Source organism: Nonomuraea sp. AD125B (assembly GCF_041402765.1).
Classification (GTDB): domain Bacteria; phylum Actinomycetota; class Actinomycetes; order Streptosporangiales; family Streptosporangiaceae; genus Nonomuraea; species Nonomuraea bangladeshensis.
Genome location: NZ_JBGLOU010000028.1, coordinates 1 through 22,091, shown reverse-complemented (window position 1 = coordinate 22,091; position 22,091 = coordinate 1). Strand labels below are relative to the sequence as shown.

Below are 22,091 nucleotides of genomic sequence, written 5' to 3'. Positions count from 1 at the left end.
GGAGGTGCGTTGTACGACCTGATCACGATCGGCCGCTGCGGCGTCGACGTCTACCCGCTGCAGACCGGCGTCGGGCTGGCCGACGTCGAGACCTTCGGCAAGTTCCTCGGCGGCAGCCCGACCAACGTGGCCGTCGCGGCCGCCCGCCACGGGCTGCGCTCCGCGGTGATCACCGGTGTGGGCGACGATCCCTTCGGTGAGTACGTACGGCGGGCGATCCGCGGGTTCGGCGTGGACGACAGGTATGTGGCCACCTACCCCGAGGCGCCGACGCCGGTCACGTTCTGCGAGATCTTCCCGCCCGACCACTTCCCCATCTACTTCTACCGCGGCGAGCATCCACCCGACCTGCGCCTCACCGCCGGCTCCCTCGACCTGGAGGCGATCGGCGCGGCCCGGATGTTCTGGTTCTCGCTGACCGGGCTCAGCAAGGAGCCGAGCGCCGAGGCGCACGCCGCCGCGCTGGCCGCCCGCAACGACGGCTGGACGGTGTTCGACCTCGACTACCGGGCCTCGCTGTGGCCTTCCCAGGAGGCCGCCCGCGCCATGGCGGCGCGCATGCTGCCGCATGCGAACGTCGCCGTCGGCAACCTGGAGGAGGTCGAGACCGCGGTCGGCGTGCGCGAGCCCGAGGCCGCGGCCGAGGCGCTGCTGGCCGCCGGGGCGCGGGTCGCGATCGTGAAGCTCGGCCCCGAAGGGGTCTACGCCCGCACCCGCGAGGAGAGCTGCCTGGTCAAGCCGGTCGAGGTGAGCGTGGTCAACGGCATCGGCGCGGGAGACGCCTTCGGCGGCGCGCTCTGCCTCGGACTGCTGAACGGCTGGCCGCTGGAGCGCGTCATCCGCTTCGCCAACGCCGCGGGCGCCTTCGTGGCCGCCCGGCTGGCCTGCGCCGACGCCATGCCCACGACCGCCGAGGTGGAGGAACTGCTGAACGGGGTGACCTCGTGAGCGACATCACGCTATCCGCTTTCAACGGGCCCCCCGTCACCGGGTACGAGCAGCTCACCCGCATCCGCGCCACCCGCCCCGAGGAGATCGCCGAGGCCGCGGCCCGCAGGCAGCGGCGCGGGCTGCCCGGCGACGACGAGCGCCTGCTCATCATCGCCGCCGACCATCCGGCCCGCGGCGCGCTGGCCGTCCGCGACCGCCCGCTGGCCATGGCGAGCCGCGCCGACCTGCTCGACCGGCTGCGCACCGCGCTGTCGCGGCCCGGCGTGGACGGCATCCTGGCCGCCCCCGACGTGCTGGAGGACCTGCTGCTGCTGGGCGCGCTCGAAGGCAAGCTGGCCTTCGGCTCGATGAACCGGGGCGGCCTCCAGGGCTCGGTGTTCGAGCTGGACGACCGCTTCACCGGCTTCGACGCCGGCTCCATCGACGCCATGCGGCTGGACGGCGGCAAGATGCTCTGCCGCATCGACCCGGCCGACCACGGCACCGTCAACACCCTGGAGTCCTGCGCCCGCGCGGTGAGCGAGCTGGCCAGGCGGCGGCTGGTGGCCATGGTGGAGCCGTTCTGGTCGGTGCGCACCGAGTCGGGAGCCCTGCGCAACGACCTGTCCCCCGAGGCGGTGATCAAGTCGATCAGCATCGCCCAGGCCCTCGGCACGACCTCGGCCTACACCTGGCTGAAGATCCCCGCGATCGCCGAGATGGAGCGGGTGATGGCCGCCACCACGCTGCCCGCCCTGCTGCTCGGCGGCGATCCCCCGGACATCGACGCCGCCCTCGCCGACTGGGACCGCGCGCTGCGCCTGCCCGGCGTGCGCGGGCTCGTGGTCGGCCGGGCCCTGCTCTACCCTCCGGACGACGACGTGGCCGCCGCCGTGGACGGCGCCGCGGCCCTGGTGCGAGAGGCACGCGCATGACCCATCTTCCGTACGGCAAGACCGCGAACGGCCCCTGGTCGGTGGAGGTGACTCCGTCCCAGGCCGGCTGGACCTACTCCGGGCTGCGGATCCTCGACCTGACCGACGCCCCGGTGACGTTCTCCACCGGCGAGGAGGAGCTGCTGGTCCTCCCGCTGGCGGGCTCGTGCTCGGTGCGCCTGCCCGGCGACAGGTTCGAGCTGGCGGGACGGCCGTCGGTCTTCGACGGGCCGTCCGACTTCGCGTACGTGCCGATCGGCACGGAGGTCACCATCGAGGGGGCGGGGCGGATCGCGCTGCCCTCCGCCCGCGCCACCGAGGCCTTTCCCGCCCGGTACGTCGCGGCGGCCGAGGTGCCGGTCGAGCTGCGCGGCGCGGGCCAGGCCAGCCGCCAGGTCAACAACTTCTGCGCGCCCGGCGTCTTCGACTGCCACAAGCTCATGGCGGTGGAGGTGCTGACGCCGTCGGGCAACTGGTCGTCGTACCCGCCGCACAAGCACGACACCCCCAACCCCGGCGAGGCCGTGCTGGAGGAGATCTACTACTTCGAGGTCGCCGACCAGGGCCTCGGCTACCAGCGGGTCTACTCCTCGGAAGGAGGGCGGATCGACACCCTCGCCGAGGTGTCCTCCGGCGACGTCGTCCTGGTCCCCCACGGCTACCACGGCCCGTCCATGGCCGCGCCCGGCTACGACCTCTACTACCTGAACGTGCTGGCCGGGCCGGACGAGGAGCGTTCGATGGCGTTCTGCGACGACCCGCGCCACGCCTGGATCCGCTCCTCGTGGGAGGGGCAGCGCATCGACCCCAGACTGCCCTTCGGGAGGACGTCATGACCCGGTTGACCGTCGCGCAGGCCGTCGTGCGGTTCCTGGCGCGGCAGTGGAGCGAGCGTGACGGCGTGGAGCGCCGCTTCTTCGCCGGCTGCGTCGGCATCTTCGGCCACGGCAACGTGGCGGGGATCGGCCAGGCACTCGCGGACGATCACGAGTTGCCCTACCTCCTGAGCCGCAACGAGCAGGCCATGGTGCACACGGCGGCCGGCTACGCCCGCGCGAGCAACCGGCTGGCCACGCTGGCCTGCACCACCTCGATCGGGCCCGGCGCGACCAACATGGTCACCGGCGCGGCGGGCGCCACCATCAACCGGCTCCCGGTGCTGCTGCTGCCCGGCGACATCTTCTCCACCCGGGTGGCGAGCCCCCTGCTGCAGGAGCTGGAGGACCAGCGCTCCTACGACGTGTCGGTCAACGACTGCCTCAGGCCGGTCTCCCGCTACTGGGACCGGGTCAACCGGCCGGAACAGCTCCCGTCCGCGCTGCTCGCGGCCATGCGGGTGCTCACCGACCCGGCCGAGACCGGCGCGGTGACGCTCGCGCTGCCCCAGGACGTGCAGGCCGAGGCGTACGACTGGCCCGACGAGCTGTTCGCCCGCCGGGTCTGGCACGTGCCGCGCCCCCGCCCCGAGCGGGCCACCCTGGCGCGGGCCGCCGAACGCCTGCGCGCGGCCGAGCGGCCGCTGATCGTGGCGGGCGGCGGCGTGCTCCACAGCGAGGCCGCGGACGAGCTGCGGGCCTTCGCCGAGCGGTTCGGCGTCCCGGTGGCCGAGACGCAGGCCGGCAAGGGAGCGCTCCCGCACGGGCACCCGCTCGCCCTCGGCGCGGTCGGCGCGACCGGCACCACGGCGGCCAACGCGCTGGCCCGCGAGGCCGACGTGATCATCGGCGTCGGCACCCGCTACAGCGACTTCACCACCGCCTCGCGCACCCTCTTCGCCCCGGACGCGGCCTTCGTCAACGTCAACGTCACCGGCTTCGACGCGGCCAAGCTGTCGGGACTCCAGCTCGTCGCCGACGCCCGCGAGGGCCTGGCGGACCTGGCCGGCGCGCTGGGGAGCTGGCGCGCCCCGGCCGCGCTCGGCGAGCGGGCGGGCGAGCTGATCCGGGCGTGGGACGCGGCCGTGGACGCGGCGTACGCGCTGGAGGGCACGCCGCCGTCGCAGGCCGCGGTGATCGGCGCGGTCAACGCCGCCGCGGGCGAGGACGGCGTGGTGGTGTGCGCGGCCGGTTCGATGCCGGGCGACCTGCACAAGCTCTGGCGGCCGAGCGGTCCAGGCAGCTACCACGTCGAGTACGGCTACTCGTGCATGGGGTACGAGATCGCCGGCGGGCTCGGCGTGAAGCTGGCGGCGCCGGAGCGCGAGGTGTTCGTGCTGGTCGGCGACGGGTCGTACCTGATGATGGCGCAGGAGCTGGTCACCGCCGTGGCCGAGGGCGTCAAGCTGACCGTGGTGCTCGTGGACAACTCCGGCTTCGCCTCCATCGGGCGGCTGTCGGAGAGCGTCGGCGCGCGGCGGCTCGGCACCGCCTACACCGCCCGCGACGGCGGCCCGCTCCCGGTCGACCTCGCCGCCAACGCGGCCAGCCTGGGCGCGTCCGTGATCCGCGCCGAGACGGTCGCCGACCTGCGCAAGGCGCTCGACGCGGCGCGGGCGGGCGAGACGACGACGGTGATCTACGTACGGACCGACCGGCTGGCCGACGACGTGCCCTCGTCGGAGGCGTGGTGGGACGTGCCCGTGGCGCAGGTCGGCCCGCCCGAGGAGATCCGGGACGAGTACGCCGCTGCCAAGCGCGGGCAGCACCTCCACCTCGGCCCTTCCTGATTCCCCGATGATTGCCCGGCACCGTGCCGGGTAGGCCCCCTCTCCGGGCTGTTGAGGGGGCCAGATCAGGGAGCAGTGGATGAGGCCGTGGCGCTTGCTGGGATGGGCCGGCGTGATCGCCGTGGCCGGCTTCTGCCTCACCAAGGTGGCGACGGTCGCGATCTCGGTCGTGATCGGCGTGTTCCTGACGGCGCTGCTCGCGCCGGCCGCCCGCCGGCTCTGGCGGCACGGCTTCAACCGGGCCCTCGCCACCACGGTCGTCTTCCTCACGGCGCTGGTGATGGCGGCGGCGTTCATCGCGCTGCTCGTGCCGCCCACGGCGGAGAGCGTGTCGGAGATGCAGGCCAGCGTCGGCAAGGTGCTCAACGACCTGCACACCTTTCTCGCCGGGTTCGGCATCAACGACCAGCGGCTCCTCATGCAGGCCACCGACTGGCTGTCCGGCCAGAGCAAGACGATCACCACCGGCGCGCTGGCCGGGGTCAGGACGGCCGGCGAGATCGTGGTCGGCGCGGTGCTGGCGGTGATCCTGTCGGTGTACTTCGTGCACAGCGGCGACCACCTGTTCCGCTGGCTGGTGAACCTCGCCCCCGCCAGGACCAGGGGGCGGCTGATGTGGGGCGGCCGGCTGATCTTCTCGGTGATCGGCCGCTACGTCCGCGGCATCGCGATCGTGGGCGCGGTGGACGGGTTCTTCATCGGCATCGCGCTGTGGATCCTCGGCGTGCCGATGGCGCTGCCGCTCGCGGTGCTGACGTTCATCGGGGCGTTCCTGCCGGTGGTGGGGGCGTTCCTGGCCGGGCTGCTCGCGGCCGTGGTGGCGCTGGTGGCCAAGGGCTGGCTGGTGGCGCTCATCGTGGTCGCGGTGACCATCGCGGTGCAGCAGCTCGAAGGGCACGTGCTCGCGCCGCAGATCTACGGCAAGGCGCTCGAACTGCCCGGCGCGGTCATCCTGGTGGCGATCGCGGTGGGCAGCGTGGTCGCCGGGATCGTCGGGGCGTTCCTCGCCGCGCCGGTCACCTCGGTGATCGTGGCGCTGGTGCACCGCCACGAGGAGCACACCGACGAGCCACCGGCCCCGCCGGCTCCTCCCGGTCCTCCCGCTCATGCCCCTCCGCAGGGCGCCTAGAGCAGGAGCTCCAGCTCCAGCTCGTGTCTGATGGGGATGCCGTCGGCCTCGCGCGGGATGGAGGGCTTCAGCCTCCTCGCCCGCTCCACGCCGTCGCGGTGCAGGGCCACGAGGTCGAAGCCGTACCGCTGGTAGAAGCGCAGGGCCCTGGTGTTGTCGTTGGTGGTGATCAGCCACAGCCGGGTGGCGCCCCGCTCGGCGGCCGCGGCCCGCACCGCGTCGAGCAGCGCCCGGCCCACCCCCTTGCCGGGCAGCAGGGCGTCGATCGTGAGGATCTCCACGGCGCCGTCCCGCTCCCTGTAGGTGATGACGCCGGCCGGCTCGCCGTCGAGCTCGGCGACGAAACCGGGCTGGGCGGCGGCGTCCACCAGCTCGCCCCGGCCCATGGCGACGAGCGTGGTGCCGCCCCAGCTCTCCCGCAGCACCGCCGACACGCTCTCCACGTCGGCGGGCCCGATGGGTCGTACGGACAGGGTCATGTCGCCCATTATGTGTCCTATGAGATGGGTGACGTTCGACTGTTTCGGCACGCTCGTCGACTGGCGGCACGGCCTGCGCACCAGCGCCGAGCTGATCGCTCCCGGGCGGGGTGAGCGGCTGCTGGAGGCGTACAACCGGCACGAGCACGCGGTGCAGACCGAGTCGCCGGCGCTCCGCTACCGCCACGTGCTGGCCGAGACGCTGCGCCGGGCCTGCGCCGACGAGCGCGTCGAGCTGGGCGACGACGACGCCGCGGTGCTCGCCGCCACGATCCCGTACTGGCCGGTCTTCCCCGAGGTCGGCGCCGAGCTGTCGGCCGTGCGCGCGGCCGGCTGGAACCTGGCGCTGCTCACCAACTGCGACCGCGACCTGATCGCGGAGACGCTGCGGCGGCTGCCGGTGCCGTTCGACGCGGTGGTGACCGCCGAGGACGTCCGCGACTACAAGCCGTCCCTGACGCACTTCACCACGTTCCGGCGCGTCCACGAGCCGGCCGCGTGGGTGCACGTGGCGCAGAGCTACTTTCACGACCTGGTGCCCGCCCACCGGCTCGGCGTCCGCCGGATCTGGATCAACCGGCTCGGCGAGCGCGCCCCCGACGGCGGCGTCGTCCAGCGCGAGCTCCCCGACCTGCGCGGGCTGCTCACCGCTGTGGAGAGCGCCTGACGTTCAGACCTGTCGCTGCTCCAGGACGTCGGCGATGCCCGCGAGGAAGGAGTCGACGTCCGCCATGAGGTAGCCCGAGCGCACCAGCACGGCCGAGAACCGCGCCTCGCGCACCTCCTTCGCCGTCACCGGGAAGTCGGTCGTGCCGCGTAAGGTGGCCACGATGCGGTCGAGGAAGGCGTCGACCTCGTCCTCGTTGTAGCCGGTGCCCATGCGGCCCGAGCGGAAGGCCACCCGCTCGACCCGGGCCGCCTGCGTCTCGAACCACTCCTCGCGCAGCAGCTCGCCGGTCGGCTCGGCGAGCGCCAGCCGGACCGGCCACTTCGCCTGCGTCTCCAGCGCCACCACGAACGCCTCCAGGGCGAAGTCGACCGCCGTCTCCTGGTAGCCGCCGCGTTTGGCGCGGAACGTGGCCGCGCGCACCTCGTCGGCGGTGATCGGCTCGTACGTGCGGGGACCCCGGCCCAGGGTCGCCTCGATGCGGCCGATCAGGGCGTCGACCTCGGCCGGGTCATAGCCTGAACGCATGCCCATGACGCGCGGAAAGCGGTTCAAGCTCACGCTCCTCTGAATCGTGCTGGGGGTGCCTCCATTGTGCTGTTCTTTATCTTGGTCAGGCACCCCGACATATACCGTTACACCACCATGCGACTGTCCAAGGTCTCTTTCCGCTACCGGCGACGTGACCCCTTCGTCATCCAAGGGGCCGACGCCGAGCTCGCGCCCGGCGACATCGTCGAGCTGACCGGGGTGAACGGCGCGGGCAAGTCCACCCTGCTGCGGCTGCTGGCCGGGCTGTACCGGCCCACTCAGGGGACGATCGGCGGGCGGCCGGCGGTGGTCGGGTTCGCGCCGGACCGGTTCCCGACGGGGCAGCCGTTCACGGTGGCGGCGTACCTGCGGCACGTCAGCCGGATGCGCGGCTCCCGGACGCGCGGCTCTGGGAAGCGCGGCGGGGCCCGGTGGGAGCCCTGGGCCGAACGGCTGCACATGGAGCACCTGCTGGACACCCCGCTGGGCGAGCTGTCGAAGGGCGGCGGGCACAAGGTGGGGCTGGCGCAGGCGCTGATGGCCGACCCCGGGCTGCTGATCATGGACGAGCCGTTCGCCGGGCTGGACGCCGCCACCCGCGCGGTGCTGCCGGACCTCGCGACGGAAGTGGCCGGGCGGGGCGGCATCGTCGTCGTCAGCGACCACCAAGGCGGCCTGCGCGCGTTACCGGCGCTCCGGCACTGGACGGTCACCGACGGCCGGCTCCACGAGCCCTCCTCGCCGGTGCCCGTTTCTGACGAGCTGGTCACCGTGGCCGTACAGGTGCCCGCCGGCGAGCTGCCCCGCTTCCTCGCCCGGATGCGCGGCGAGGGCTACCCGGCCCGCGAGATCGAGGAGTCCGCCCGATGATCGCGCTCACCGTGTTCCGGCTGGCCGCCTACGTCCGCTCGCACCGCGTCTTCCAGAGCCTGCTGCTGACCCTCGCCCTGCTGGCGATCCTGCACAGCACCCGGGCGCCGCGCGGCGAGGAGGCGGGCGTGCTGGCCGACGCCGCCGTACTGATCGTCCCCGTGCTGGCCTGGTCCGCCAGGAGCCTGCTGGACACCGAGCCCGACCGGCAGCGGGAGCTGTCGGCGGTGACGGTGGGCGGGCGGGGCAGGGAGCTGGTGGCGGGCCTCGTGGCGGCGCTGGTGACCTGCGGGGCGCTCGCCGCCGCGGGACTGGCCGCGGCGCTGCTGCTCGGCACGAGCGCGCGGCCCTCGCCCGGCGTGCTCACCGCCGGCGTGGCGATGCACGCCCTCGCGGCGCTGACCGGCACCGCGCTGGGCGCGCTCACCAGCCGGGCCGTGGTCCGCTCGCCCGCCCTGTCGATCATGGGACTGGTCCTCGGGTTCCTGCTGATGCTGCTGCTCAGCGCCTCGCCGGCGTGGTGGCTGTCGGTGCCGCTGGTGGTGTGGATGCGGGCGGCCAACGACGGCGACCTGGTCGCCCGCTTTCCCGAGCTGGCCGCCGTCTCGCTCGCGTGGTGCCTGCTCGCCCTGACGTTGTACGCCTGGCGCCGCCTGAGGCACTGACCGGGGTGTGCGGGGCTATTCGGCCGCGGCGAGCTGGCCGCAGGCGCCGTCGATCTCCCGCCCGCGCGTGTCGCGCACGGTCACCGGCACGCCGTGGAACTCCAGCCGCCGCACGAACGCCCGCTCGTCCTCCGGCCGCGACGCCGTCCACTTGGAGCCCGGCGTCGGGTTGAGCGGGATCAGGTTGACGTGCACCAGTTTGTTCTTGACCAGCTTGCCGAGCAGGTCGGCCCGCCACTCCTGGTCGTTGATGTCCTTGATCAGGGCGTACTCGATGGAGACGCGCCGCTTGGTCTTCGCCGCGTACGCCCACGCGGCGTCCAGCACCTCGGCCACCTTCCACCGGGTGTTGATCGGCACCAGCGTGTCACGCAGCTCGTCGTCGGGCGCGTGCAGCGACAGCGCCAGCGTGACCGGCAGCCCCTCGTCGGCGAGCTTGCCGATGGCCGGCACCAGGCCGACGGTGGAGACCGTGACGCCGCGCGCCGAGATGCCGAGCCCGTGCGGCGCCGGCTCGACCAGCCGCCGGACCGCGCCGATCACCTGCTTGTAGTTGGCCAGCGGCTCGCCCATGCCCATGAACACGACGTTGCTGACCCGCCCAGGACCGCCCGGCACCTCGCCGGCCGCCAGCGCCCGCGCGCCCGCCACGACCTGCTCGACGATCTCGGCGGTGGACATGTTGCGGGTCAGGCCCGCCTGTCCGGTGGCGCAGAACGGGCAGTTCATGCCGCAGCCGGCCTGCGAGGACACGCACATCGTGACCCGGTCGGGATAGCGCATGAGCACCGACTCGACCAGCGCCCCGTCGAACAGCCGCCACAGCGTCTTGCGGGTGGTGCCGCCGTCGGTGGCCAGCTCGCGCACCGGGGTGAGCAGGGTCGGCAGCAGCGCGGACAGCTTCTCGCGGGCGGCGGCGGGCAGGTCGGTCATCGCCGAGACGTCCGTCGTGAGCCGTTCGAAGTAGTGGCGCGAGAGCTGGTCGGCGCGGAACGCCTTCTCGCCCAGCTCGGTCACCGCGGCCCGCCGTTCGGGCATCGGCAGGTCGGCCAGGTGCCGGGCGGGCTTGGCCCGTCGCGGCGCGACGAAGGTGAGCTGACCTGGGGGCTGGGACACGTTGCTGCCTTTGCTTCGGGTATGAGGACCAGGGTAATCAACGTTGGGGACGGAGGTGGCATTCCTGGTCAGGGTACGGCTCGCGTCATGGTCTCCGCCCGATCTACAGTGCACACGTATGGCGATTTTTCGGTCGGCGTCCGGGGAGGGTGGCGCCGAGGTGGTTCTCGCCGTCGGCAACCCGTACGGAAGCCGCACGCTCGTCGTCGAACGGGACGAGGACGCCTCGGTAGCTTACCTGTGCTCGCCCGACGGCACCGTCCACGGCGCCGTCTGGCTGGCCAACCACCGGCCCGCCCCGGCGGTCGTGGACCTCGCCCGGATCAACTCGGGCCTGCCGCCGCTCATGCCCCGGCCCAACACGCTCCGCCCGGAGGGCCGCCGCCCGCTGGGGCAGCTCAGCGCGCTGTGGTTCGAGGAGGGCGACGGCGTCGCGCTGTACGAGGACGACGAGCTGCTCGCGGTCATCCCCGGCTGGGCCGACATGAGCCGCGGCATGCCCGGCTACGCTCGCGACGCGGTGGGCGAGTCGCCGTTCGCGTGGGCGCTGTCGGAGGCGCTGGAGGGGCTCGAACCCCGGATCGCCAACGCCCGCTCATACTGGCGCTGGCGGCACAGCGAGGGGTCGTGGCCGTCGTTCCAGCAGTTCGTGATGGGGCACCTGGACCGGGTGCTCGGCCCCGCCGGACGCTACTGGGACGCGAGCGGCGAGCGGCTGCCCACGGTCGGCATCACCGAGCGGCCACCCCACGACAAACGCGGCTACACCGTGCTGTCCACGGTCGGGATGAGCTGCCAGCGCATGCCGACGGTCGAGCAGTGGATCGACAAGCCCGGCGCGTACGCCAGGATCGAGCTGGCCGTGGCCACCCGCGACGACCCGAGGGACGCGGCGCTGCTGCTGGTGTGGCTGGCGCAGTATCCATGGCACTCGGTCACCTGGCTGGGGCACGCCCACACCGCCAGGTGGTATCACGAGCCGGAGACGTTCCCGCTGGGGCCTCGGTATTCAGGGGTGCTGATGCTGGCCGACGCCCCGCACATGCCTGACATGTCGGGATTCGCGTTCGGTGGCGAGGCGGTCCGGTGGCTCTGGCTGACGCCCGTCACCGCCGAAACCCTGGACACCCACCAGTGACGAGGTGATCAGAAGAACAGCGTCAGCAGCAGCCAGACCGGCACCAGCGTCGTGACCAGCGAGTCCAGCCGGTCCATCAGCCCGCCGTGCCCCGGCAGGATCGTGCCCAGGTCCTTGATGCCGAGATCCCGCTTGATCATCGACTCGATCAGGTCGCCCATCGTCGCCAGCAGCGCCCCCAGGGCCCCGATCAGCGCGCCCTGCCAGAGCGCCCCGCCGAGCAGCCAGGTCACCAGCCAGCCCCCGACCGCCGTGCACGCCACGAGCGACCCGGCGAAACCCTCCCAGGTCTTCTTCGGGCTGATGACCGTCATCCGGTGCCGGCCGAACAGCACGCCCGCCGCGTAGCCGCCGATGTCGCTGGCCACGGTCACCGCGATGAAGATCAGCACCCGGTGGGCGCCGTCCTCCTCCCGCAGCAGCAGCGGCACGAACGCGGCCAGCATCGCGGGGTAGAAGAGCGTGAACACCGACGCCGTCGCGTCACGTACGTAGCCGTCGGTGCCGTCGCTGAACATCCGCCAGGTAAGCAGCACGAACGCGAACACCGCGAAGCCCGCCAGCATCCACACCGGCCCGCCCCAGTAGGCGCCCGCCTGCATCGCCACGAGCCCCGCCAGCACCGGCGCGGCCGGGACCTTGATCTCGCGCAGCGCGAAGGCCTTGACCAGCTCCAGCACGCCGACGCCGACGGCGCCGACGACGACCAGGAGGAACAGCTCCTTGATCGTGTAGATCGTCCCGAGGACGAGCGCCCCCAGGATCACGCCCACGGCGATCGCGGCGGGCAGATTCCTCCCGGTACGGCTGCCGCCGCTCGGGCTGGTGCCGGCCGTACGTTCTTCCACTGCAACTCTCCATAGGGCCACGGCCCTCGCCGGGGGGCGAGGGCCGTAGGGCAAGACCCGCTGACCCGGCGGACCACCCGGAGGCGGCCGCCGTACGGGTCGCCGGGGGGCGATCCGGGCCGGGACGCGCCGCTCAGACTTCGAGCAGCTCGGCTTCCTTGTGCTTGAGCAGCTCGTCGATCTTGGCGACGTGCTTCTGCGTCAGGTCGTCCAGCTCCTTCTCGGCGCGCCGGACCTCGTCCTCGCCCGCCTCGCCGTCCTTGACCAGCTTGTCGAGGGCGTCCTTGGCGGTGCGGCGGATGTTGCGGATGGAGACCTTCGCGTGCTCGCCCTTGTTCCTGGCGACCTTGATGTACTCCTTGCGGCGCTCCTCCGACAGCTCGGGGAACGTCACGCGGATGACCTGGCCGTCGTCGGTGGGGTTGACACCGAGGTCGGAGTCACGGATGGCCTTCTCGATCGCGCCCATCGAGCTCTTGTCGTAGGGCTGGATCAGCACCATGCGCGCCTCGGGCACATGGAACGACGCCAGCTGCTGGATCGGCGTCGGCGTGCCGTAGTACTCGGCGCTGATCTTGTTGAACATCGCAGGCGTGACCCGGCCCGTCCGGATGGTCGCGAAGTCCTCCTTCGCGACCGAGACGGCCTTGTCCATCTTTTCCTCGGCTTCGAGGAGGGTTTCGTCGATCACAGCGGCTCCCTGTCGTCTTCTGGCTGGCGGTGTCGGGCTCGCTCCGTCATTTCCCCGCGGGACTCACCAGCGTGCCGATTTTCTCACCGCGTACCGCACGCAGGATGTTGCCCTCGCCCATCAGGTCGAAGACCACGATCGGCAGGTCGTTGTCCTTGCACAGGCTGATCGCGGTGGCGTCCATGACCGCGAGGTCACGCAGCAGCACCTCGCCGTAGTCGAGGTGGTCGAACCGGACCGCGTCCGGGTTCTTGCGCGGGTCGGAGTCGTAGATGCCGTCCACCTGCGTGCCCTTCAGCAGCGCCTCGGCGCCGATCTCCAGGGCGCGCTGTGACGCGGCGGTGTCGGTGGAGAAGTAGGGCGAGCCGAGCCCGGCGCCGAAGATCACGACGCGGCCCTTCTCCAGGTGCCGGATCGCGCGGCGCGGCAGGAACGGCTCGGCCACCTGCTGCATCGTGATGGCGGTCTGCACGCGGGTCTCGACGCCCCTGCGCTCCAGGAAGTCCTGCAGGGCCAGGCAGTTGATGACCGTGCCCAGCATGCCCATGTAGTCGGCGCGGGCACGGTCGATGCCACCCTGCGACAGGGTGGCGCCGCGGAACATGTTGCCGCCGCCGACCACGACGGCGACCTGCACGCCCTCCTTGACCGCCTCGGCGATCGAGTCGGCGAGATGGTCGACGATCGTCGGGTCGATGCCCAGCGGCTCGCTGCCGGCGAACGCCTCGCCCGACAGCTTCAGCATCACCCGCTTCCACCTCAGATGGCTGGTGGGCGGATGTGGAGATGAGTCGGCCGCCGTCCGTGTGGATTCGTGGGCTGACTCCCGGTGGTCCTGCACGGCGGCGGCCTCCTTCATTCGGTGGATCGATCCTGGCTTCTCGGCGTGCCTGATGGTGGCTTGCCTAAGCCTAAGCCTGACCGACCTTGAAACGGACAAAGGCCAGGACCTCGACGCCGTTCTCCTCGGCGTACTTGCCGACGCTCTTCTTGTTGTCCTTCACGAACGCCTGCTGGAGCAGCGTGAAGTCCCGGTACCAGCCGTTGAGGCGGCCCTCGACGATCTTGCCGATCGCGGCCTCGGGCTTGCCCTCCTCGCGGGTCATCTCCTCGAAGAGCTTGCGCTCCTTCTCGACGACCTCGGACGGCACGGAGTCGGCCTTGAGGTACTGCGGGGCCATCGCCGCGGCGTGCTGGGCGATGTCCTTGGCGACCTCGGCGTTCGGCTTGTCGAGCTGCACCAGCACGCCGACGGCCGGCGGCAGCGCCGGGTCGGTCTTGTGCATGTAGGCGCCGATGTAGCCGCCCTCGAGAACCTGGTAACGGCGGATCTCGATCTTCTCGCCCAGCGCGGCGTTGGCCTCGTCCAGGTGCTGCTTGACGGGCTTGCCACCGAAGGAGGACTCCAGCAGCGTGGCCACGTCGGCCGGCTTGGTCTCCAGGATGTGCGCCACGACCTGGGACGCCAGGTCCTGGAAGCGCTCGCCCTTGGCCACGAAGTCGGTCTCGCAGTTGAGCTCCAGCAGCGCGGCGACCGAGTCGCCGTCCTGCTTGAGCGCGACCAGGCCGTTGGAGGCGGTGCGGGCCTCACGCTTGCCCACGTCCTTGGCGCCCTTGAGGCGCAGCAGCTCGACGGCGCGGTCGAAGTCGCCCTCGGCCTCCTCGAGCGCCTTCTTGCAGTCCATCATGCCGGCAGCGGTGATCTCGCGAAGCCGCTTGACGTCGGCCATGTTCACGGAAGCCATTGCTCTTTTTCCTCGTGGGATTTCGTCGTCGTCATCGTGGTCGTCATCGTGGTCGGACGGTCCGGGATCGGTCCGTCCGCCCTTTGTCGTCGGTACGGCGGGCGCGTGCCGTACGGGCCGTTCAGGAGCCTTCACGCTGCTCCGGCGTCCTTGGTCCGGCGCACTGGTCCGGCGTGCCGAGCGGTACGCCGGTCCGGTGTGCCGGGCCGTTCGCCGGTCCGGCTCGCCGTTCTGGCGGGCTGCTCCGGCGTCCGGTCCGAGCCTCCGGTCTCACTCACCGTGGCTGGTGGCCGCCGAGGCTGGTGGGCGCCGGGTCTTACGGCACCAGGCCCGGGCTGGCCACGGCTGCTTCGCTGCCATACTGCCCAGCCTCGCCCCGCCGTACCGCCCAGTCCCCCACCGGGAGCCTTCGGCTGCGAAGCTCCGGTCGGAAGCTCCAGCTGAGAAGCCTCAACCCGAAACCCCAACCAGAAACCACCAGCCACAAGCCCCGGCCGGAGAGCCCAACCAGAAACCACCAGCCGCAAGCCCCGGCCCGAGAGCCCAACCAGAAACCACCAGCCGCAAGCTCCCGGTCGGAGACCCCGACCAGAATCACTAGCTGCAAGCTCCGGTCGGAGACCTCGGCCAGAAACTCCGGCAGCTAGCTCCGGCCAGAACCATCGGCTGTGAGCTCCCGCTGGGATCTCAGCCCGAAAGCCAGGCGACAACCCGTACCTCTGCCGGCCTCGCGGCCCCGCGACCCGGGTGGCCGACCGATCCGTAACCCAGCCGACCATCCGGCCGCCTGCGCAGGACCAGCAGCTCCTGGCTCGCCGTTCAGCGGACCGCCAGTCAGTGGTGCACCGTGATTCAGATGTCAGCTGACCCGGGCCCGGGTTTCACCCCTGGCCCAAGCCATCATGCCCGCACCCCGGCCAGAACCGGGAAGCCCTCAAGCCCGGACCCGCAAGCCCAAGCCCTCGCGAACCCGAAGCCCGAGCCCTCACCCCCGGCCTGAACCCGAAGCCCGAGCCCTCACCCCCGGCCTGAGCCCGAAGCCCGAGCCCTCGCCCGAGACCCCGGACCGGAGCCTTCGCCCGAGCGAGAGGCGACGGCCGCACCACCCCCGAAGCGGCGGTGGCGACCGTCACCATCCACACCCGTGCCAGCCGGCCCGCGCCTGTGCCCGTACGTTACGTGCGGGTCAGGCCTGCTGCTCGGCGTCGCCCTCGGCAGCCGGGGCGGCCGGAGCGCTCGCCTCGGCGCCGGCCTCAGCGGCCGGAGCCTCAGCGGCGGGCGCCTCAGCAGCCGGAGCCTCGGCGGCAGGAGCCTCAGCAGCCGGAGCCTCGGCGGCGCCGGTGCCCTGCTCGATGAGCTCACGCTCCCACTCGGCCAGCGGCTCGGCGGCAGCGGGCTTCTCGTCGCCGCGAGCGGCGCCGGAGCGGGCCATGAGACCGGCGGCGACACCGTCGGCGACGACCCTGGTCAGCAGGCCGACGGCGCGGATGGCGTCGTCGTTGCCCGGGATCGGGTAGTCGACCTCGTCGGGGTCGCAGTTGGTGTCGAGGATCGCGACGACAGGGATGCCAAGCTTCTTGGCCTCGCTGATCGCGATGTGCTCCTTCTTGGTGTCGACGACCCACACCGCGCTGGGCACGCGGCCCATGTCACGGATGCCGCCGAGCGTGCGCTCGAGCTTGTCCTTCTCGCGACGGCGCATGAGGAGCTCCTTCTTGGTGAGCCCCGAGGCGGCGACGTTGTCGAAGTCGAGCTCTTCGAGCTCCTTCAGACGCTGCAGCCGCTTGTGCACGGTGGAGAAGTTGGTGAGCATGCCGCCCAGCCAACGCTGGTTGACGTACGGCATGCCGACGCGGGCGGCCTGCTCGGAAATGGCCTCCTGAGCCTGCTTCTTCGTGCCGATGAACAGGATCGTGCCGCCGTGGGCGACCGTCTCCTTGACGAAGTCGTAGGCGCGGTCGATGTAGGAGAGCGACTTCTGCAGGTCGATGATGTAGATGCCGTTGCGCTCGGTGAAGATGAAGCGCTTCATCTTCGGGTTCCAGCGCCGGGTCTGGTGACCGAAGTGAACGCCGCTCTCGAGCAGCTGTCGCATGGTGACGACGGGGGCCATCTGCTGGTCCTCCAGGTCTGGGCGCCCTGCGGATGGGCGCGGTTCTCGGTTGTGCCGCGGCAGCGCGTTGTCTGCCGCCCTGATGCCCCGAACCCGCTCCAGCCGGGCACTGGGCCCGGACCGATGGGGCGGTCCGCAATGGGGCATGCGAAGTCGGCCTGTGGCTACAGGCCACCGAAAAGTCTACCTTGCACACCGCCCCCGCCTGACCGCCAGAGGTCAAACGCCCGCCCTCGGAAGCCCCTCTCCCCGCATCTCCAGAGAAACCCCTCTCCCCCTACTTCCAGCAAGCCCCTCTCCCCGTACTTCTGGGGAGCCCGGGCAGGCCCTCTCCTGCCCCCGCGAGTCCCCTGCGCCACCCCGGGCTTTCCTGAACATCCCGGAAACCCTCCCTGGGCTCCGCACGGGACCTGGGCTCCATACGGGACTCTCGGCTCCGCACAGGACTCCCGGCCTCGCACACGACTCCCGGCTCCGCACAGGACTCCCGGCCTCGCACACGACTCCCGGCTCCGCACAGGACTCCCGGCCTCGCACAGGACTCTCGGCCTCGCACGGGACCCGGCCTCGCACGGACCCGGCCCCGCACGGGACCCTCGGCCCCGCGCGGAGACGCCTCATCCCTACGAGCCCCCTCCCCCCGCTTCCCCTGCTTCCCCCGCCGCCCGTTCCGCCGCAGCGACGCGTTGCGTGACCCCATGATCCTCGGTCGGCAGCCCGGGAATCGGCCTCGTGATCACGGGGAACAGGTTGAGCTGCACCTCGGCGACCCTCGCCCCGTCCGGCACCCCGGTCTCCTCCCGCCTCCGTACGGCATACGGCTCGATCAACTCCTGGATCGTCTTGTAGAGCCGCGCCAGTTCCTCGGCGGTGACCTTCACCCGCGTCCGGTGGAACACGGTCGCGTCCTGCCATTCCTCCGGCTCCGTCTCGACGTTGGCCAGCGCCCGGTCGGCCTCCCGGTTCGCCTCCCGCCGAAACGCCGTCATCAGCGCCACCTTGGCGTCCCGCACATCGGGCTGATCCTCGGGCAGCAGCCCCACGCTCAACTGCTTGCCGACGGCTCGCCACAGCCGCTCCCGCCCATCGCCCCTGGGCGGCGCATCCTCCACGAACCCGTACTTGGCCAGCATCCGCAGGTGATAGCTCGCGGCGCTGGGCGTGATGCCAGCGATCTCCGCCACCTCGGTGGCGGTCGCGCTCTCCTCCACTCCAAGCCGGTTGAGGATCTGCAGCCGCGCGGGATGGGCCAGCGCCCTCATCGCTTTGGGGTCGCTGAGCCCGTCGAAGTCCGCAGTCATGCGCCCAAGGTACCCGGCCCACTCCCCCACTCTGAAACATTGCTTTCACAACTCTGAAGGGATACCTTCATAATTGTGAAGCGAACCCTTCAGACCCCGCCTGCCTCCCCCGAACCGGCACCTCCGCCCCTGCGCAGGCAGCGCGACTACCGCCTCCTCTGGACCTCGCGCACGATCTCGATCACGGGGTCGGAGGTTTCCAAACTGGCCATCCCCCTGACGGCCGTCACGCTGCTCACCGCCAGCCCGACCGAGATGGGTCTGCTGACCGCCGCCGCCCCGCTCCCGGCGCTCCTGTTCGGCCTGCAAGCCGGCGCGATCGTCGACCGTCTCGTCCGCCACCGGCCGCTGATGATCGCCTGCGAGCTCGTGGCCTGCGCCGCCGCCGCGTCAGTCCCGCTGGCCTGGCTCCTCGGCCTGCTGAGCGTCCCGTGGCTCCTTGTGGTGGCTCTGGTCATCGGCACGACGGCGGTGCTGTTCAAGTCCGCGAACTTCTCGTACATCGCCGGAACGGTCCCGACCACTCAGCGCGTCGAGGCGATGGCCGGTCTCCAGGCATGCCACTCAGTGGCCTCGGTCGGTGGCCCGAGCCTCGCTGGTCTCCTCGTCCAGTTCTTCACGGCACCGCTGGCCGTCCTCGCGGAGGCGATGTCGTTCCTGGCCTCCGCCCTGCTCCTCCGCTCCATCCGTACGGAAGAACGGAACGAGCCCGCCCCCTCCCGCGGCATGTGGCGCGACGTGACCGAGGGCCTTCGCTCCGTCCTCACCCACCCCACCCTGCGCGCCCTCCTCGGCGCCGGCGTGACGATCAACTTCTTCGCGATGGCGTACGTGGCCGTCTACATCCTGTACATGGTCAACACCCTGGGCATCCCCAAGGGCCTGATCGGCGCCCTCATCGCGATGGGCGGCGTTGGCGGTCTGGTGGGCGCCTGGCTCACGACCCGCCTGACCAAACGCTACGGCGAGAACCGCATCCTGCTCGTCACCGTGATCTTCTTCCCCATCGAGGTCCTGACGGCCGGCCTGCTGAACGGCCCCCTCTGGTGGAACGTCACCGCGATGACCATCGTCGGTCTCATGACGGGCGGCGTTGTGGTCGCCTTCTCCACCTGCCTGGGCGTCATCACCCTTCGCGAGACCCCCCAGGAACTGCGCGGTCGCGTCAACGCCACCATGACCTTCGCCGTCCAGGGCGTCCTGGCGCTGGGCGGCCTGGCAGGCGGTGTCGTCGCCGACCAGATCGGCCTGCGCCCGGTGATCCTGCTCTGCGCCGCCGGCATGGCCCTCACGACGTTCTGGATCTGGCTCTCCCCCCTACGCCCCCGCACTCCCGAACGCCCTCACCTCACACCCGCCCCCGCCACGAGCCCGGCCCCTAACGCTCTGACCCGCCACCTCATGTCCACAAAACGCCATCTCTGGCCCTGACCACTCACACCCGTGTGCCCCCGGCGCCGCCCCTACCGACCCGGCCACCCCCGCGCCGCGAGAACGTAGATCCGCCGCCCGCCACGACAGAAATCCAAGCACCTCCCTCCGACAATTCCGCGCACGCAAGCCCCGCACCCACAGGCGCAGCCGACACGGACCCACCTCCACCAACAGACCCAGCGTCCGTTAACAGACCCCGGGCCCGCCGATGCAGCAGACGCGAGCGAGCCTCAAGCCCGCCGGCGCACCAAACCACGAGCCCCGCATCCACAGGCACAGCGAGCCGTGGACACCTTCATCCACAGAACGCCGTTCACCGCCACGCCCCCGCCGCGCCCTGGCGGAAACTCCCGCCATGCACTCTCACTTCACAAGCGCCCAGGCGTCCCTCATCCACCGTCCTCCCACGCCGAGCAGAACCCGCCTTCCACGCCTCCATCACACCGCCGCTCCCCTCCTCCTGCTCCTGCTCACCGCGCTCGTCGCCCCACTCCTGGCAACCGCCCTCATCGCCCTGACCGCTCCCCCGGCCAGAGCCTCACCTCCGGCCTGGCGCTGGCCCTTGGACGGCCACCCCCGCGTCCTACGACGCTTCACCCCACCCCCAGAACGCTGGCTGGCCGGCCATCGCGGCGTCGACCTGGCGGCACCGCCCTCCACGCCTGTCCTGGCAGCGGGCGCCGGCACGGTCCGCTTCGCCGGTCCGGTGGGAGGAAAGGGCGTGGTGACGATCGACCACGAGGGAGGCCTGCGGACGACGTACCTGCCGGTCATCCCCACCGTGAAACGAGGCCAGCCCGTCACCCCCGGCACCGAACTGGGCCTGCTCCAAACCCCCACCCCGCACTGCCCGGAATCCTGCCTCCACTGGGGCCTCCTGCGCGATTCCCGCTACCTGAACCCTCTTCTCCTCCTAGGCCAGGCCCCCATTCGCCTCCTCCCTTACTGGCCCGCACCACCCCAAGCCATCACTCTCACGAAGAAGCCGCCCAGCACCACCCCACCGCACCCTCCCGCACGAATTCGAACACGCAGCAAAACCGACCACCCCAACCCGCCACCGCCCAAAACCACGCAGCCAAACAACTACCGCCTGAGCAAGTCCACCTCACCCACCACCGCCGCCCCCATTGCGATCTCACTGCCCGTCGCCATACTCGTCGCACTTCTCCTGATCATCGGCCTGCACCACCGCCGCCACCATGGCCGCACTACAAACAGCCGGCAACTCCGCCCAAACAGCGGCCAGCATCGCAAAAGGAGTTGGGGCAACCGCGGAATCAGAGCCAGCACCAAGCACCGCAAAGGCCCGCTCACCCCACCCTCGCCGTAAAGCCCGCGCCATGACGACCATCCGCGTCATCTACGTCACTGGCGGTGCCGTTCGCGTCAGAAATCAGCAGGGCAAGAGCATGACAACGCCACACCCGCTCACCGTCCGCCGCTGAAATCCCAAAGCCGCGACTCCGAACCAGGCTCTTGCGGACCGTCGATTTGCTCCCGCCAGCAACATCCGGTCAACCGCAATGGCGTCAGTCACGCCCTGGGATGAGCCTGCTTGTACGCCGCCCGCAACCGCTCGATGGAGACATGGGTATAAATCTGTGTGCTGTTCAAGGACGCATGCCCAAGGAGCTCCTGCACACTTCGCAGATCTGCCCCACCCTCCAGCAGATGAGTGGCCGCACTGTGCCGCAGCCCGTGCGGCCCCATGTCGGGAGCACCCTCGACCTGCGCCAACGCCGCATGCACCACCCGCCGAACCGTCCCCGCGTCGATGCGCCCTCCCCGTACCCCGAGAAAAAGCGCCGGCCCGGACCCCGCCCGCACCCAGAGTGGCCGCCCGTTGATGCACCACTTATCCAGCGCCCGGAGCGCAGGCAACCCGAACGGCACTGAACGCTCCTTACGCCCCTTCCCCATGACGCGAACGACGTGGCGATCCCGATCCACGTCATCCACGTCGAGCCCGCACAGCTCACTCACCCGGACCCCGGTGGCGTACAACAGCTCAAGAATCGCCCGATCCCGAAGCTCCTTGGGCTCCACGCCAGAGGCCGAATCCAGGACTTCCTGCGCCTGTTCCTGATCGAGCACCGCCGGCAAGTCCCGTGGCGCCTTGGCACTCCCCAACAACAACCCGGGATCCGCGTCCAACCACCCCTGCCGGTGACAGTAGGCGGTGAAAGTCCGTGCACAGGCCGCCCGCCGCGCCAAGGTCGCACGCGCTTTCCCAGCGTCATGCTGTACGGCCAGCCACTCCCGCAACACCGCAATATCAAGGTCCTCAATGGAACCACTCAGCTGATCGAGCAAGCTGCTGACATCATTCAGATAGGCACGCACCGTATGCGGCGAAAGATCCCGCTCAAACCGCAGATACCGCCCGAACGCCCCAAGAACCTCGTCCCGCCCCAAGCCCGCCCCTCCCGACCGCAGCACCCACAAACGATCGTGCCACCCCAAGCCGCCCCCAAACCCAACTGCCACACCCGCAACATCGCACTGCCCTCACCACCCCCACCCGCACGAACATCCAACCTGCAATAGCCTCCGAAGCCAGAGCCAGTAGTCCCATCAACGCACACCCCGCCACCCACTGAGCACCTCCATTGCGAAGGCCACCACAGAGGACGCGAGGACGGACTGTGCTGCCTACGCTCCAGCCCGTCCCGGGCTTCGGACAAACCCCAGATAGCCGGTCACGCGGGACTGTAAAACTAACGGCGGATCTGATGATCAAGGAAGAGACGCTTGATGTCCGAGACCGCCGTGGAGTCGCTGTCCATGAACGAACTGCCTGTCGAGCCGGACCGCTCGATGACGGACGAGCA

The 22,091-nt window shown here is 71.0% G+C and carries 21 protein-coding genes and 1 pseudogene; 11 read left to right on the top strand and 11 right to left on the bottom strand.

The genetic code is table 11. The features are described from left to right. The first annotated feature begins 9 nt into the window (after nt 1-9). The 5 genes from iolC (at nt 10) to ACBR40_RS44640 (ending at nt 5,659) form a co-directional block, all read left to right on the top strand. Entirely contained in the window at nt 10-948 is a 939-nt protein-coding gene (gene iolC / locus ACBR40_RS44660) for a 5-dehydro-2-deoxygluconokinase (protein ID WP_371252640.1), read from the top strand. After that, nucleotides 945-1,865: a deoxyribose-phosphate aldolase gene (locus ACBR40_RS44655; protein WP_344219954.1), complete on the top strand. Its 921-nt coding sequence runs from the start codon at nt 945-947 to the stop codon at nt 1,863-1,865. The genes iolC and ACBR40_RS44655 overlap by 4 nt, the downstream gene beginning before the upstream one ends. Continuing rightward, nucleotides 1,862-2,701, top strand: coding sequence for a 5-deoxy-glucuronate isomerase (gene iolB / locus ACBR40_RS44650; protein ID WP_344219952.1), 840 nt, complete (start codon nt 1,862-1,864; stop codon nt 2,699-2,701). Before ACBR40_RS44655 ends, iolB begins: the two co-directional genes overlap by 4 nt. Continuing rightward, nucleotides 2,698-4,530, top strand: coding sequence for a 3D-(3,5/4)-trihydroxycyclohexane-1,2-dione acylhydrolase (decyclizing) (iolD, locus tag ACBR40_RS44645; protein ID WP_371252639.1), 1,833 nt, complete (start codon nt 2,698-2,700; stop codon nt 4,528-4,530). Before iolB ends, iolD begins: the two co-directional genes overlap by 4 nt. Before the next feature lie 79 nt (nt 4,531-4,609). Beyond that, nucleotides 4,610-5,659, top strand: coding sequence for an AI-2E family transporter (locus ACBR40_RS44640; protein ID WP_371252638.1), 1,050 nt, complete (start codon nt 4,610-4,612; stop codon nt 5,657-5,659). On the opposite strand, the gene ACBR40_RS44635 is transcribed toward ACBR40_RS44640, so the two are convergent. After that, nucleotides 5,656-6,147, bottom strand: a complete 492-nt coding sequence (locus tag ACBR40_RS44635) for an N-acetyltransferase family protein (RefSeq protein WP_371252637.1) — start codon at nt 6,145-6,147, stop codon at nt 5,656-5,658. The two genes, ACBR40_RS44640 and ACBR40_RS44635, sit on opposite strands and share 4 nt — an antisense overlap. A gap of 10 nt (nt 6,148-6,157) precedes the next feature. Between ACBR40_RS44635 and ACBR40_RS44630 the strand changes: the two genes are divergently transcribed. After that, nucleotides 6,158-6,805, top strand: a complete 648-nt coding sequence (locus tag ACBR40_RS44630; protein ID WP_371252636.1) for an HAD family hydrolase — start codon at nt 6,158-6,160, stop codon at nt 6,803-6,805. A 3-nt stretch (nt 6,806-6,808) separates the two neighbouring features. Here the strand turns inward: ACBR40_RS44630 and ACBR40_RS44625 are convergent, their stop codons facing one another. Continuing rightward, nucleotides 6,809-7,366 (bottom strand): DivIVA domain-containing protein, encoded by a 558-nt coding sequence (locus ACBR40_RS44625; protein WP_371252635.1) that lies wholly within the window; start codon nt 7,364-7,366, stop codon nt 6,809-6,811. A gap of 84 nt (nt 7,367-7,450) precedes the next feature. Between ACBR40_RS44625 and ACBR40_RS44620 the strand changes: the two genes are divergently transcribed. Together ACBR40_RS44620 and ACBR40_RS44615 are read left to right on the top strand one after the other, a co-directional pair. Then, nucleotides 7,451-8,206 (top strand): ATP-binding cassette domain-containing protein, encoded by a 756-nt coding sequence (locus ACBR40_RS44620; RefSeq protein ID WP_371252634.1) that lies wholly within the window; start codon nt 7,451-7,453, stop codon nt 8,204-8,206. Next, entirely contained in the window at nt 8,203-8,871 is a 669-nt protein-coding gene (locus ACBR40_RS44615) for a hypothetical protein (RefSeq protein ID WP_371252633.1), read from the top strand. Before ACBR40_RS44620 ends, ACBR40_RS44615 begins: the two co-directional genes overlap by 4 nt. A gap of 15 nt (nt 8,872-8,886) precedes the next feature. On the opposite strand, the gene rlmN is transcribed toward ACBR40_RS44615, so the two are convergent. Beyond that, complete coding sequence (gene rlmN / locus ACBR40_RS44610; protein ID WP_344219936.1) at nt 8,887-9,987, bottom strand: 23S rRNA (adenine(2503)-C(2))-methyltransferase RlmN; 1,101 nt, start codon at nt 9,985-9,987, stop codon at nt 8,887-8,889. 118 nt (nt 9,988-10,105) lie between these two features. Between rlmN and ACBR40_RS44605 the strand changes: the two genes are divergently transcribed. Beyond that, nucleotides 10,106-11,125, top strand: a complete 1,020-nt coding sequence (locus ACBR40_RS44605; protein ID WP_344219934.1) for a suppressor of fused domain protein — start codon at nt 10,106-10,108, stop codon at nt 11,123-11,125. A gap of 8 nt (nt 11,126-11,133) precedes the next feature. Here the strand turns inward: ACBR40_RS44605 and ACBR40_RS44600 are convergent, their stop codons facing one another. From ACBR40_RS44600 to ACBR40_RS44575, 6 genes are all read right to left on the bottom strand, one after another. Beyond that, nucleotides 11,134-11,973 carry a phosphatidate cytidylyltransferase gene (locus ACBR40_RS44600; RefSeq protein ID WP_371252632.1) on the bottom strand — a complete coding sequence of 280 codons (840 nt, stop codon included), beginning with the start codon at nt 11,971-11,973 and terminating at the stop codon, nt 11,134-11,136. Between the two features lie 133 nt (nt 11,974-12,106). After that, nucleotides 12,107-12,664 (bottom strand): ribosome recycling factor, encoded by a 558-nt coding sequence (gene frr, locus ACBR40_RS44595; protein WP_329583778.1) that lies wholly within the window; start codon nt 12,662-12,664, stop codon nt 12,107-12,109. 46 nt (nt 12,665-12,710) lie between these two features. Next, a complete protein-coding gene (pyrH, locus tag ACBR40_RS44590) occupies nt 12,711-13,409 on the bottom strand; it encodes a UMP kinase (RefSeq protein WP_020545359.1) in 699 nt (232 codons plus the stop codon). Between the two features lie 166 nt (nt 13,410-13,575). Next, a complete protein-coding gene (tsf, locus tag ACBR40_RS44585; protein ID WP_344219929.1) occupies nt 13,576-14,409 on the bottom strand; it encodes a translation elongation factor Ts in 834 nt (277 codons plus the stop codon). Nucleotides 14,410-15,595: 1,186 nt separating this feature from the next. Further along, nucleotides 15,596-16,522 carry a 30S ribosomal protein S2 gene (gene rpsB / locus ACBR40_RS44580; RefSeq protein WP_371252631.1) on the bottom strand — a complete coding sequence of 309 codons (927 nt, stop codon included), beginning with the start codon at nt 16,520-16,522 and terminating at the stop codon, nt 15,596-15,598. 623 nt (nt 16,523-17,145) lie between these two features. Continuing rightward, nucleotides 17,146-17,823 (bottom strand): ArsR/SmtB family transcription factor, encoded by a 678-nt coding sequence (locus tag ACBR40_RS44575; protein WP_371252630.1) that lies wholly within the window; start codon nt 17,821-17,823, stop codon nt 17,146-17,148. Nucleotides 17,824-17,898: 75 nt separating this feature from the next. Here ACBR40_RS44575 and ACBR40_RS44570 point away from each other — a divergent pair, with 75 nt between their 5' ends. Further along, nucleotides 17,899-19,254 carry an MFS transporter gene (locus tag ACBR40_RS44570; RefSeq protein WP_371252629.1) on the top strand — a complete coding sequence of 452 codons (1,356 nt, stop codon included), beginning with the start codon at nt 17,899-17,901 and terminating at the stop codon, nt 19,252-19,254. Nucleotides 19,255-19,465: 211 nt separating this feature from the next. After that, nucleotides 19,466-20,149: pseudogene (locus tag ACBR40_RS44565) on the top strand (M23 family metallopeptidase); the annotation flags it as partial. A 246-nt stretch (nt 20,150-20,395) separates the two neighbouring features. Here ACBR40_RS44565 and ACBR40_RS44560 read toward each other — a convergent pair. Both ACBR40_RS44560 and ACBR40_RS44555 read right to left on the bottom strand, forming a co-directional pair. After that, nucleotides 20,396-20,620 (bottom strand): hypothetical protein, encoded by a 225-nt coding sequence (locus tag ACBR40_RS44560; RefSeq protein WP_371252668.1) that lies wholly within the window; start codon nt 20,618-20,620, stop codon nt 20,396-20,398. Nucleotides 20,621-20,793: 173 nt separating this feature from the next. After that, entirely contained in the window at nt 20,794-21,675 is an 882-nt protein-coding gene (locus tag ACBR40_RS44555) for a tyrosine recombinase XerC (protein WP_371252628.1), read from the bottom strand. Between the last annotated feature and the right edge of the window lie 416 nt (nt 21,676-22,091).